This window comes from Novosphingobium oxfordense, assembly GCF_044029435.1.
Classification (GTDB): Bacteria; Pseudomonadota; Alphaproteobacteria; order Sphingomonadales; family Sphingomonadaceae; genus Novosphingobium.
In genome coordinates this window covers 478,841-491,643 of record NZ_CP147005.1, presented here as the reverse complement: position 1 = coordinate 491,643, position 12,803 = coordinate 478,841, and the positions used below count along the sequence as shown (strand labels likewise).

Annotated in this window: 10 protein-coding genes; all 10 read right to left on the bottom strand. The window is 65.9% G+C overall.

Annotated elements, in window-relative coordinates:
* Window positions 1-123 precede the first annotated feature (123 nt).
* The gene (locus WBP07_RS02245; RefSeq protein WP_395394011.1) at window positions 124-2,223 is read right to left on the bottom strand and encodes an SPOR domain-containing protein; all 2,100 of its coding nucleotides are present in this window, start codon (window positions 2,221-2,223) and stop codon (window positions 124-126) included.
* 372 nt (window positions 2,224-2,595) lie between these two features.
* A complete protein-coding gene (ftsZ, locus tag WBP07_RS02240; RefSeq protein ID WP_395394010.1) occupies window positions 2,596-4,179 on the bottom strand; it encodes a cell division protein FtsZ in 1,584 nt (527 codons plus the stop codon).
* Window positions 4,180-4,359: 180 nt separating this feature from the next.
* Window positions 4,360-5,640 carry a cell division protein FtsA gene (gene ftsA, locus WBP07_RS02235; RefSeq protein ID WP_395394009.1) on the bottom strand — a complete coding sequence of 427 codons (1,281 nt, stop codon included), beginning with the start codon at window positions 5,638-5,640 and terminating at the stop codon, window positions 4,360-4,362.
* A complete protein-coding gene (locus WBP07_RS02230) occupies window positions 5,640-6,626 on the bottom strand; it encodes a cell division protein FtsQ/DivIB (protein WP_395394008.1) in 987 nt (328 codons plus the stop codon). The genes ftsA and WBP07_RS02230 overlap by 1 nt, the downstream gene beginning before the upstream one ends.
* Entirely contained in the window at window positions 6,623-7,585 is a 963-nt protein-coding gene (locus WBP07_RS02225) for a D-alanine--D-alanine ligase (protein ID WP_395394007.1), read from the bottom strand. Before WBP07_RS02225 ends, WBP07_RS02230 begins: the two co-directional genes overlap by 4 nt.
* Entirely contained in the window at window positions 7,585-8,103 is a 519-nt protein-coding gene (locus WBP07_RS02220) for a DUF4262 domain-containing protein (RefSeq protein ID WP_395394006.1), read from the bottom strand. The genes WBP07_RS02225 and WBP07_RS02220 overlap by 1 nt, the downstream gene beginning before the upstream one ends.
* Window positions 8,100-9,008, bottom strand: a complete 909-nt coding sequence (murB, locus tag WBP07_RS02215) for a UDP-N-acetylmuramate dehydrogenase (protein ID WP_395394005.1) — start codon at window positions 9,006-9,008, stop codon at window positions 8,100-8,102. The genes WBP07_RS02220 and murB overlap by 4 nt, the downstream gene beginning before the upstream one ends.
* Window positions 9,005-10,426 (bottom strand): UDP-N-acetylmuramate--L-alanine ligase, encoded by a 1,422-nt coding sequence (murC, locus tag WBP07_RS02210; RefSeq protein ID WP_395394004.1) that lies wholly within the window; start codon window positions 10,424-10,426, stop codon window positions 9,005-9,007. Before murC ends, murB begins: the two co-directional genes overlap by 4 nt.
* On the bottom strand, window positions 10,423-11,607 hold the full coding sequence (gene murG, locus WBP07_RS02205) for an undecaprenyldiphospho-muramoylpentapeptide beta-N-acetylglucosaminyltransferase (protein WP_395394002.1): 1,185 nt from the start codon (window positions 11,605-11,607) through the stop codon (window positions 10,423-10,425). Before murG ends, murC begins: the two co-directional genes overlap by 4 nt.
* On the bottom strand, window positions 11,604-12,803 hold the full coding sequence (locus WBP07_RS02200) for an FtsW/RodA/SpoVE family cell cycle protein (protein ID WP_395394001.1): 1,200 nt from the start codon (window positions 12,801-12,803) through the stop codon (window positions 11,604-11,606). Before WBP07_RS02200 ends, murG begins: the two co-directional genes overlap by 4 nt.

The window sequence follows — 12,803 nt, the reverse complement described above, 5'->3', positions numbered from 1 at the left end:
GGTTGCGCGATCGCCTGCGCAAAACTGAACAAGGCTGTTAACAGCGTGTGGATAAGCCCTGTCAGGCGCCGCAGCCACCCATGGCATTCGTCCGCCTGAGAGCCTTACCCAGCCGGAAGGCCTTTACTTGACCGAAAGCGGGTCCACAACCTGCCCTGCCGGGCTGGTCCACGGCAAGGCATCACTGAAGCCCTGCTTCCTGGCATCTGCCATGAACGCGTTGGCGGCCTTCTGGGTTTCAAACGGCCCTATCAGCACGCGGTTGGTGCGGCCCATCTCGCTGACATAGGGCTGACGCCCCTTGAGCAGCGTCGGCGATTGTTTGAGATCGCGGCGCCAGTCGAAAGCGATGGCATCCTTGTCACGACCAACGCCGATCTGCACCCAGATGCGGCTGGGATGCGCGGGCGGCGCGGGTTTCTTGCCCTTGGCAGGCACTTCCGCCTTGCTGCCCGGCTTCGCGTCGGCCTTTGCCCCGCCCTTGGGATCGGGCTTGCCGCTCGCCTTGGCATCCGGCTTCGCATCGTCCTCGGCGTCTGCCTTTGCGCCGCGCTTGGCGGTACCCTTGGCGACGGGTTTGGCGTCTTCCTTGGCCTCGGGCTTCACATCGGCCTTGGGTTCCGGCTTTACCTCGGCCTTGACGGGCACCTTCGGCGCAGGCGGCGGCGCAGGGCGCGCCGGCTCGATCTGACGAATGTCCACCGCGCCCGCAGCAGGCACGATCTGCATGCCCGGCTTGCCCAGGTCCGCGAAGATCTCCGAAAGCGAAGGCTGATGTGCGCTGGGTTCGGGCGGCGCCTCGGCGATGGCCGGCTTGGCCGGAGCCAGCGGAGCGGGCGCCGGCGCGGCTGGCGTGGACGTCGCTGACGACATGGTCGGCGAAGCGGCCGCGATCGGGGCAGTGCCGGCTGGGCCTGCCGTGGTCGGCGCCGTCGAGGTGGGCGCAGTCGCGGTTAACGCCGTTGTAGCCGGGGCACTCATGCCCGGCTTGGGCGCAGTGGTAAGCGGCAATGTCGATGCGACGGCGGCTGGCGGCGTCTGTCGCACCGGCATCGTCGCGACGGGCGCCGCTGCCGTGGCCAGCCGGCCCGCATTCGGGTTGGAAGCCACCGGCGCCAGTTCGCCATTATCGTCCCGCACGATGGTCGGCATCGGCTCGGGCGGAGCGACGCGCGCGGTTTCTCCGCGAGCCGTCGTCGTGCTGTGGGACGAAGCGGGATTGGCGGTTTGCGCCGCGTATTGCGGGGCCTTCGATGCAACGGAATAGGCCGGCGCCGTAGTCCGTGCCGTCTGTGCAAGAGCGGTCGAGGGAGTGCTGCGCGTCGTGGTCGCAGCAGTGGAGCCCTTCCGCCCGCCCCGGCCGCCCGCCTTGCCCGTCGCCGGCTGGTTCGCGGCGACTGTCGCGCGGGAGGCCATGGCCGCCTCGGTAGCGGCCAACTGCGTTGCATAGGCCGAGAGGCGCGAATCGTCGCGGCCGATTTCCGATGCGCGCGGGAACTTGCCGAGGTTCGCTGCGGCAGCCTGCTGCGCGCGCGTCAGGCGCGGCATGTAGCGCAAGTATGGCGCGATGTTCTGCGCCAGTTGCGGCGGCAGGATCGAGTTGGAAACTTCCACCGCCTGCTGCGTGTCGCCGCCGATGGCCAGCGCGAAGGCGCGCGTGCGCCAGCCCGGCTTGTCCTGCTTTTGCAGCAGCGGCATCAGCGTCGTCTGCGCAGAATTGCCATCGCCCGCGATCGCCTGGCTGATGGCCAGACGCATGCGCACTTCGCCGTCGGTCGAACTGCCCAGTGCCATGGCGTAGTAGTGCTGCGCCGTGGCGTTAGCACCTACCAGGTCGTAAGCCAGGCCGCGATCGGCAGCGATCTGCGCGGGAAGCGCGCCAGCCTTTTCGGCCTCCGCAAAGATCGGGATGGCGGACACGGGGTCGCCGCTCATCGCCAGGGCCGCGGCAAGCCCCGCCTTGATATGCGGGTTGCCCGGAGTGATCTCGTCCGCGCGGCGGTAGAAACCGATGGCCGCGTCATAGTCCGCCAGCGCTTTCGCGGCATCGGCGGCATCGACCAGCGCCGCCGCGTCACGCGGATTACGACCCAGGCGCGCCAGTGCGGAACTGAGGCGCTGCGAATCTGCGCCAGGGATGGCCTGAACCACCGGCCGCGCCACCACGGGGGCGCTCTGCGCGGCAAAAGCATGCGGCGCCATCGCGACAAGCGGCGCAAACATCGGAACAGCAAGCGCCGCGCGGATGCGACGACGGGCCGCTTGCCCGATGCCCGAATGCTTCTGCCTGACCGCCAAGTTCCGCGATACCCTTGCTGCCGCGCGCTACCGGCCCAGCCGTCGCGCGCCGATTGATTTCATGGAGGCGGGCCTATGGCGCCCGCAACCTGAACCTCGCGCTAACACGCCTCCTTAGAGCAGTTTCCGATCCGACTGCATCGGATCAACTGCTCTAAGTTTTTGGTTTTTCGCGTTTTCCGAGTCATCAAGTGATTCCACCTGATTAGAAAACGCTCTAGCACGGAGCACGTCAGCCGGCCCTGAAATAGCGACAGGGCGGGCGGCCCGAAAGCCGCCCGCCCCGCGCGATGCCGATTACTGGTTGTTCTGGCGACCGAGGAAGCGCGGGATCGAGATCGATGCCGCATCCTCATCTTCAGCCGAAGCCTCAGGCGCCGCGGCCTTCGGACGCGACAGGCTGGTCATGCGTTCGAACAGCGTGCTGCCGCCACCGACCGGACGGGCCGGAGCAGCAGGGGCCGGTGCCGGCTCTGCCGGGCGGCGCTGGCGCAGCGGCGAGTTCGGCACGGTCTGCCCACCATCCAGCAGCAGTTCGTCCTGCGGAGCGGCCGGCGCTTCGAAACCACCCGACAGGTCAAGCGGCGCACGCTGGCCATGCAGGCCGGTCAGGCTGCCGTAAGCGTCGTTTGCCGCTTCATCGACATGGTCGCCCAGTTCCTCACCCACACCCAGTTCGAAGGGTTCGGCTTCCGGAGCGGCAGCCTGAACCGGCGCAGGCGCAGGCGCCGGTGCGGGAGCCGGAGTCGACAGATCGAGCGGCGCAGGCGCCGGCGTGTAGGCCGAAGGCGTCTGGATTGCCGGACGCACAGGCGCGTGGTGCTCGACCGGAGCCGGGCGCGAAACCATCGGGCGAACCGGGCCACGGCCCGAGCCCAGCGTCATCGGACGTGCAGCAATTTCCGCCTGCTCGGCGCTTTGCTCTATACCGGTGGCGACCACCGAGACGCGGATCTTGCCCTGAAGGTCCGGATTGAAGGCGGAACCCCAGATGATGTTCGCATCGGGATCGACCAGCTCGCGAATGTGGTTCGCGGCTTCGTCGACTTCCAGCAGCTTCATGTCGTCGCCGCCGATGATCGAGATGATCACACCCTTGGCGCCCTGCATCGACACGCCGTCGAGCAGCGGATTGGCAATGGCGCGTTCGGCGGCTTCAAGAGCGCGGTTCTGGCCTTCGCCCTCACCGGTGCCCATCATCGCCTTGCCCATTTCGCCCATGACCGAGCGAACGTCCGCGAAGTCGAGGTTGATGAGGCCCGGCATGATCATCAGGTCGGTGATCGAACGCACGCCCTGCTGGAGCACTTCGTCGGCCAGCGAGAACGCTTCCTTGAAGGTGGTTTCCGCCTTGGCGACCAGGAACAGGTTCTGGTTCGGGATGACGATCAGCGTATCGACGTGCTTCTGCAGCTCTTCGATGCCCGCGTCGGCAGAGCGCATGCGGCGCGTGCCTTCGAACATGAACGGCTTGGAAACCACGCCCACCGTCAGAACGCCCTTGGCGCGCGCGGCCTGCGCGATGATCGGCGCGGCGCCGGTGCCGGTGCCGCCGCCCATGCCGGCGGCGATGAAGACCATGTGCACGCCATCGAGCAGACGCTCGATGTCAGGCAGGGTTTCCTCCGCAGCCGCGCGGCCCACTTCGGGGCGAGCGCCGGCGCCAAGGCCCTGCGTGATATCGGGCCCCAGCTGGATGCGGGTTTCCGCGATCGAATTGTTCAGCGCCTGCGCGTCGGTATTGGCAACGACGAAGTCGACGCCCTCGATCTGCGCTTGGATCATGTTGGCGATGGCGTTGCCGCCCGCCCCGCCAACGCCGATGACGACGATGCGCGGACGAAGCTCTTCGATTGCCGGCGGTCCGATGTTGATGCTCATTTCGTTCTCCTGGCAGGCCCGTGCGCGAAGAAATTTACCTTGACTAGTCTGATTGCATGCTTCGCTTCATCGAAGCAAAGCGTGACGGCTCTTTGTCCACAGCAGAAACCGCCGTTTGCGGCCAATCGTGCCGGTTTTGCCATGGCCCCAGCGAGCCCGGCACCGCATCGGCACGACCGGTCAAAAGTATTCCCTCAGTGCTCTATAGACGCGATTGATCACGCCCAGCCCCGAATAACTTATTGTCTGCTGGCGGTTCTTGCCGAAAGTGCGAATGTCCACCGGGTCCGCCCCGGCATAGAGAACCAGCCCGGCAAGCGTGGAAAAGCCCGGCTTCACGTGCGCCTCTGCCAGTCCGGTCAAGTGCGGCACGCTGCCCACGCGCACCGGCTTGCCCAGCGCGGCCTGCGCATAATCGGCGAGTCCCACCAGTTCGGCGCCGCCGCCAGTAAAGACCACCTGCTTGCCGCGCTGCGCATTGAAACGCATCGCTTTCAACGCCTTGTTTATTTCTTCCATCAGCACGCCCAACTGGCCGGTGATGACACCGATCAGTTCCGCGCGGGGAATGCGGTTCTTGTCGTCGGCATGGCGCGCGATCGGGCCGGCGTTTTCCTCACCCGGGGCGTTGACCGGGATCATCTCGCGATGGTCATGCGGGCTGGCGATGGCCGACCCGTTCACGCATTTCAGGCGTTCGGCCTGGAAGCGGCGGATGCCGAAAGCCGAAGCGATCGCGTCGGTGATATCTGCCGATCCCATCGGGATCGAGATCATGTCGATCAGCAGCCCGTGCGAGTAAACGGCCACGTTCGTCACTTCCGCGCCGAATTCGACCAGCGCCACACCCAGGTCCCGCTCCTCGGGCGAGAGGCACGCCTGCCCGGCCGCGATGGGCGAACCGACAATCGCCTCCACCTCCAGATGCGCGCTCTGCACCGCCTCGGTCAGGTTGCGGATCGGCGCACCGTCCGCCAGCATGATATGGATGTCCACGCCCAGACGCTCGGCATGGAGGCCCTTCGGGTTGCCCACACCATGCGCGCCGTCGAGCCGATACTGCGCGGGCTGCGCGTGCAGCACCATGCGCCCGTCCGGCTGGATCACCTCCCGCGCGGAGACGAGCAGTTGGTCGATATCCTCCTGCTCGATACGGCGGCCGCCGATCTCGGCATCGAACTGGTCGATACGGCTGGCGAGCCCTGCCCCGGAGCAGCCGATCCAGACCTTGGAAACGCTGGTGTCGGCCATCTTTTCGGCACGATCGATGGCATCGCGCACGGCATAGGTCGCGGCGGCCATATCGGTGACGTAGCCGCGCTTGATGCCCTGGCTGGCGCGGTGGCCGGAGCCGAGCACGATCATGTCGCCCATCTCGGACATGCCGGCAACGATGGCGGAGATGCGGAAGGATCCGATGTTGACCGCGCCGAACACGCGGGTGATCCGGGGGCCTGCCATCACTGCTCCTCCGCGTCGGCGGGAATTAAAGTCTTGGGCGCCTTGTCGGCGGAGTCGGCAGCAGCCTGGCCGTGCGGCACGGCTCCGGCGCTGGAGGCGATTTCCTGCCCCTCTCCTTCCGGCACGCGCATATAGATACGATCCGGCGCGCGCATGTCGAACGCCATGACCTTGCCGCCCAGCAGGCGGTTGGTGCCGTCAAGCCGCGCGAACGTGACCAGCGCGCCTGCCGCTTCCTTGTCACCTTCAGGCAGCGCGAGCACTTGCCCGGTGCGGAAGGTCAGGTTCCAGCGACGATTGCCGATCCACTCGGCCTCCTGCACGCCGGGCTGGAGCGCGGGGGCGGCCTGCAACAGGTTGGCTAGCTCCGTCACCTGCTGGCCCGCACCGGGGCCGGAAACGATCAGCTTGCCGCCGGTATCCTTGCGGGAAACCTGCTCCAGTTCGTGGCCAGTCTCGTCGATCAGCACGAACTGATCGTCCTTGCGCAGCACGGCGTGGGCTTCCCGCTCGACGATGTCGATCACCAAGGTATCAGGCAGCTGGCGGGAGACGCGCGCGTCCTTCACCCACGACAGGCCGAGCAGTTCCACACGCAGCGCGTCGAGATCGACTTCGGTCATCGCCCGATCACGCTCGGCCAGCGCCTTTTCGTAGACCTTCAGTTCATTGAGGTGCTTCACGCCGCGCACTTCCACGCGTTTCACTTCGAAGCCCGCATCGGCCGAGACGCGCGCGAACTGCGCATTCGCCAGCATCGGCACGCCGGCGGCATTGGCCACCACGCAGGCAAGCCCCACCGCGCCGCCAAGGATGGCGACGAGGAAGATCTTGTGCAGCTGCTCTTCGGTGAAAGGCAGCCAGGACATCGCCGCGTCGAGCGTCGATCCCGTGGTCGCCTTCGCCTTGCGGACCTTGGCCTTGGTGCCTTGCCGGGCGGCGACTTTCCTTGCGCTCTTCGGCTTGCGCCGGATCGTCTGGCTCATCCATCCCCCTTCGCAGCCTTGCGGGCGCGCGCATCTTCGAGCGCTTCGGCGATGATCGCCTCGACGAGATCGGGATATTCCATGCCGCAGGCGCGGGCCTGTTCGGGCACGAGGCTGAGCGGGGTCATGCCCGGCTGGGTGTTCACTTCCAGCAGGAACAGTCCTTCGACGCCCTGCGTATCGTCCCAGCGGAAGTCCGAGCGGCTGGTGCCCTTGCAGCCCAGCAACTGGTGCGCGCGCAGGGCCAGATCCTTGCATGCCGCCGTGATCTCGTCCGGGATCTCGGCCGGGCAGATGTGCTGCGTCATGCCGTCGGTGTACTTGGAATCGAAGTCATAGAAGCCCGACTTGGGCCTCAGTTCGGTGACCAGCAGCGCACGATCACCGATGACGGCGGTGGTCAGTTCAAGGCCACGGATATAGGGCTCTGCCAGCAGGCGGTCGAAGTGCTGCCAGGGCCCTTCGGTCTCGCGGCCGATCGGATTGCCGTAGTTGCCCTCTGCCGTGACGATGGCGACGCCGACCGACGAGCCTTCGTTCACCGGCTTCAGCACATAAGGACGCGGCAGCGGATCGTGCTCGAAAATCTCGGCGCTATCGACGATGCGGCCGCCGGGCATCGGAATGCCGTGGGGCACGAGCGCCTGCTTGGTCAGTTCCTTGTCGATGGCGATCACCGATGTGGCGAGGCCGGAGTGCGTGTAGGTGAGGCCCATCAGGTCCATCATGCCCTGCACCGTGCCATCCTCGCCCGGCGCGCCGTGGAGCGCATTGAACACCACGTCGGGCTTGGTTTCCGCCAGACGCAGCGCGACATCGCGGTCCATGTCGATGCGCGTGACCTTGTGGCCCTTGGATTCAAGCGCCTTGGCCACGCCCTCGCCGCTCATCAGCGAGACCGGCCGTTCGTTCGACCAACCGCCCATCAGGACCGCGACGTGAAGTTTGGGGAGGGACATCAATGGATACTCGTTTGGTAGAGGGCAGGTTGTTGGGAAATCACGTAATCGTCGCAGCCATTGTCCCACGGGAAAAGGCCTTGCTGCGCGCCGGGCCAAACGATCTGATATGCTTCCTTAACAGCATTCCCATGCTGGCTGCGGTGATACCAGATGGCCCAACCGAGATGCTCCTTGATCGCCACGGGATCAGTCACATGACGCAGGACGCAATCGAAACCTTCCAGAAGCCCGCTGACCACGACCCCCTCGCCAAGCACAAGACCACCCGCACATTGCCGACGCATCTCGTTGACCATAAAGTGCATCAAATCGCGCCGTAGGCCATATACGATGACCTCCGGTTGACCGACCGACACCGGGAAGCCGATCGAATAGGCAAAATCGGGCTCTTTACCGTCAGGATCGAACACGAATTGCGACTGGCAACCATGGTCTCGCACGTTGTCGAGCACCGCTTGTTCCTGCTCGTCAAGTTCGCGCTTTCCGCCCGCAAATTTTCCGAAAACCCCTTTCACGGCCGTCCCACCCGCTGGATTTCCCATTCGAGCGTGACGCCCGACTTTTCCTTGACCCGGCGGCGGACTTCCTCACCCAGCGCTTCGATATCGCTGCTGGTGGCGTCGGCCACGTTGAGCAGGAAGTTGGTGTGCTTCTCGCTCACTTGCGCGCCGCCCATGGTGAGGCCGCGGCAGCCGGCCTCATCCACCAGGGCCCAGGCCTTGTGCCCTTCGGGGTTCTTGAAGGTGGATCCACCGGTCTTGCTGCGCAGCGGCTGGCTGGCCTCGCGGCTGGCGGAGATGCGGTCCATCTCGGTCTGGATCGCCTCGGGCTCGCCCGCCTGGCCCTTGAAACGGGCGGAGACGACCACCGCGCCTTCGGGCAATTCCGAATGGCGATAGGTATAGCCGAGGTCGGCATTGTTCAGCGCGACCAGTGTGCCATCCCGCAGGACGACGTCGCAATCGACCAGCACGTCCTTCACCTCGCCGCCGTAAGCGCCGCCGTTCATGCGCACGAAGCCGCCAACGGTGCCGGGGATCGAGCGCAGGAATTCCACACCGGCAATGCCGTTGTCGCGCGCGGTCGAGGAGACGAGGATGCCGCTGGCACCGCCGCCGCAATCCAGCGTGACGTCATCGACCTTCGCGACCTTGGCAAAAGGTTTGCCAAGGCGGATCACCACGCCGGGCACGCCGCCGTCGCGCACGATCATGTTGGAGCCGAGGCCCAGCGCCATGACCGGAACGGAGGGATCGAGATCGCGCAGAAACGCCTGCAGGTCGGCAAGGTCCTTGGGCTCGAACAGCCATTCCGCCGCGCCGCCGGATTTGAACCAGACGAGCGGGGCCAGCGGCGCAGCGGCCGTCAGCTTGCCACGCACGTCAGGAAGTTTGCCGGAAAGGTTGGCGGTCTCGCTCAAGCGGCCCTCCGCTTGACCACGGCATCGGCAAGGCCGGCCGCCCACTTGGTGATGTCGCCCGCGCCGAGGCAGACGACCATGTCGCCCGGCTGGATAGAAGTAGCGAGTACGTCAGCCAGCGCGTCCGGCCCAGCGATGACTTGTGCCGAACGATGCCCGCGCGCCTTCATGCCCGAAACCATGTGATCGGAATCGATGCCCTCGATCGGCTGCTCGCCGGCGGCGTAAACCGGGGCGGCATAGACCACGTCGGCGTCGTTGAACGCGCTTTCGAAGTCTTCCATGTGATCGCGCAGGCGCGTGAAGCGGTGCGGCTGTACCACTGCGATAACGCGGCCCTTCACGCCTTCACGGGCGGCGGCGAGCACGGCGCGGATTTCCACCGGGTGGTGGCCGTAATCGTCGATCACGGTGACGGCACCGCCCTCGACTTCGACCTCACCCACCTTCGTGAAGCGGCGCTTCACGCCGCCGAACTTGGAGAAGCCGGTCTGGATGCAGGCGTCCGAACAGCCCATCTCCACCGCGACGCCGATGGCGGCGAGCGCGTTCTGGACGTTGTGGCGGCCCGGCATCGGCAGTTCGATGCCCTCGATCCGGCGGAAAGAGCCGTCCCGCTGGCGCAGAGCCACGTCGAAGCGATTGCCGCCCGGAACCGGCGTCACGTTCTCACCGCGAATGTCGGCTTGGGCCGAGAAGCCGTAAGTCACCACGCGGCGGTCGCGCACCTTAGGGATCACCGCCTGCACTTCGGGATGGTCGATGCAGAGCAGCGCGCAGCCGTAGAACGGCACGTTCTCGATGAATTCGACGAAGGAATCCTTCACCTTGTCGAACGAGCCGTAGTGATCGAGATGCTCGGGATCGATGTTGGTGACGACGGCGATGGTACCGTCCAGACGCAGGAACGAACCGTCGCTCTCGTCCGCTTCCACGACCATCCAGTCGCTCTCGCCCAGTCGCGCGTTGGAGCCGTAGGCGTTGATGATGCCGCCGTTGATGACGGTGGGATCGACCCCGCCCGCATCGAGTAGCGCCGCCACCATCGATGTGGTGGTGGTCTTGCCGTGGGTACCGGCCACCGCCACGGTGTTCTTCAGGCGCATCAGTTCGGCGAGCATTTCCGCGCGACGCACCACCGGAATGCGGTGTTCTAGCGCGTAGACGACTTCCGGATTTTCACGCTTCACGGCGGTGGAGGTGACGACGACGGCCGCGCCTTCCACGTTCTCCGCCGCGTGGCCGATCGCAACCTTGATGCCGCGCTTGCGCAAGCCTTCAACCACATAGCCTTCGGCAATGTCCGAGCCTTGCACGGCGTAGCCAAGGTTGTGCATCACCTCGGCAATGCCGGACATGCCGATGCCGCCGATGCCGACGAAGTGGATCGTGCCGATGTCGGTGCCGACGCCCTTCATGCTACGCCGCCCTTGCGTGCGAGGGCTTCGCCGCCCTTGGCGGGCACGGTCTTGTCCATTCGAATTACGTCCATGATCGGTGCCGCGCCGAAGCTTTCGACAAGGTCGGCAAGGTCGCTGGCGGCATTGGGATAGCCGCAGTTCCACGAGGCGTGGGCGGCATTGGCCAGCGTTTCGGGATGAAGCGCCATCGCCTGAATTTGCTTGGCCAGCGTGGTGGCGGTGAAGCTTTCCTGACGGATCGCGCGCGCGCCGCCGGCGGCGACGATTTCGCGCGTGTTGGCGGCCTGGTGATCGTCGGTGGCGATGGGCAGCGGGATCAGGATCGCCGGGCGGCCCACATCGGTCAACTCTGCAATCGTCGACGCGCCGGAGCGGCCGATGAACAGGTGTGCGCCGGCGAGACGCGCAGCCATGTCTTCAAAGTAAGTCGCCAGTTCGGCGGGGATACCGTGGCTGGCATAGCGGGCCCGCACCGCCTCGATATCCTCGGGCCGGCACTGCTGGATCACCTGAAGGCGCGAGCGCAGCGCCGGGGGCAGCATGGCAAGACCATCCGGCACCACTTCGGAAAGCACCCGCGCGCCCTGGCTGCCGCCGGTGACGAGGATGCGCAGCAGGCTGTCCTCGGTGAATTCGGGGAACGGCGCATCGCGCAGCGCCAGCACTTCGTCCCGCACCGGATTGCCGACCAGCGTGACTTTGCCGGAAAGCTTGGGATCAAGGCGATCGACCTGCTCGAATGCGGTGGCAATGGCATCGACCTTGCCCGCGAAATAGCGGTTCACGCGGCCGAGCACCGAGTTCTGCTCATGCAGGATCGTCGGGATGCGGGCCGATCGGGCGGCCAGCATCGTCGGCAGCGCGGGATAGCCGCCGAAACCGACCACGGCGGTGGGCTGGAAGCTTTCGAACAGGCGCAGCGCCATGCGCTTGCCTTCCAGAATGCCGCGCAGGCCCTTCAGCCAGTTCAGCGGATTCTTCCCCGCGATACGGCCCTGCGGCAGCACGTGGGCGGGCAGATAGTCGGGCTTGCCCGGAATCGCGGCGCCGCGCTCATCGGTGATGAGCGCGACGTGATGCCCGCGGCGGTCCAGTTCGGCGGCAAGCGCGAAGGCGGGAATGAGGTGTCCGCCCGTCCCGCCCGCGGCGAGAACGTAGTGGCGGCTGACCAGACTCATGAAGAAACGTCTCCGATGGCGCGCAGCGAGAAAGCCTCGCGCTTGATAAAGGGGTTGCGGCGCGTGATTGCCAGCAGCAGGCCCACCGTCAAGCACATGGCGACAGTCGACGATCCACCGTAGCTGATCAGCGGCAGGGTCATACCCTTCGACGGGAAGAGCTGAAGGTTGACCAGGATATTGATGAAGGCCTGCCCGCCGAACTGGGAGGCGATGCCCGAAGCGGCGAGCACCGTGAACAGGTCTTCCTCGTCCACCAGGCGCAGCATCACCCGCACCAGCAGCGCAAGGTAGAGGCCGACGATCACCATGCAGGCGATCAGGCCGAATTCCTCACCGATGACGGAGAAGATGTAGTCGGTATGCGCTTCGGGCAGTGCCATCTTGCGGATGCCCATCCAGAAGCCCTGCCCGAACCAGCCACCGTTCAGCAGGGTGCGCTGGGCAAGGTCCACCTGGTCGAACGCGTTGCCGCCCGACAGGAACGAATCGATGCGGTTCCGGCCGTTGGCATACGTGAAATACATGACGACGATGCCGCCAATGCCCGCCCCCGCAAACATGCCGATGCGCTTCAGCGGGATGCCCGCCAGCAGGATCATCACGAAGAAGGTGCCGGAAAACAGCATGGTCGAGCCGAAGTCCGGCTGCGCCATCAACAGCGCGCCGATCAGGCCCATCAGGCAGAAGCACAGCGCCACCACCGGAATGTTCGGATCGCGCGCCCGCCAGGACAGGATCCACGCCAGCAGGATCGGGAAGCCCGTGCCCAGAAACTGCGAGGGCTGGAGCGAAATCCCAAAGTGCAGCCAGCGCTTGGCGCCGTTCACTTCCGAACCCACCACCGGCACCAGCAGCAGGCCGAAGATCATCATGCCCGCGATCAGGATGCCCAGCCGCCGCGCGCTGTCCTTCGACAAGCTGGAGGCCCAGAACATCGCGCAGAGCCCCACGAACTGCCAGCGCAAGTGCAGCCAGAAGAAGTAGAGCGAGGGCAGATGTTCCTGCGAAGTCGACAGGCGACGCGCGCTTGCGGGGGAACCGGCCGCAACGGCAATCGCGCCGATCCCCATCAGGATCAGCACGAGGGCCAGGAATGTGCGGTCGATCTCTTGCCACCAGATCGCCAGCTGACCGCGACGGTTGCGGTTGTAGCGGACGTTGGCGGGCGTTGCCCCCGGCACGGCGGTTGCCAT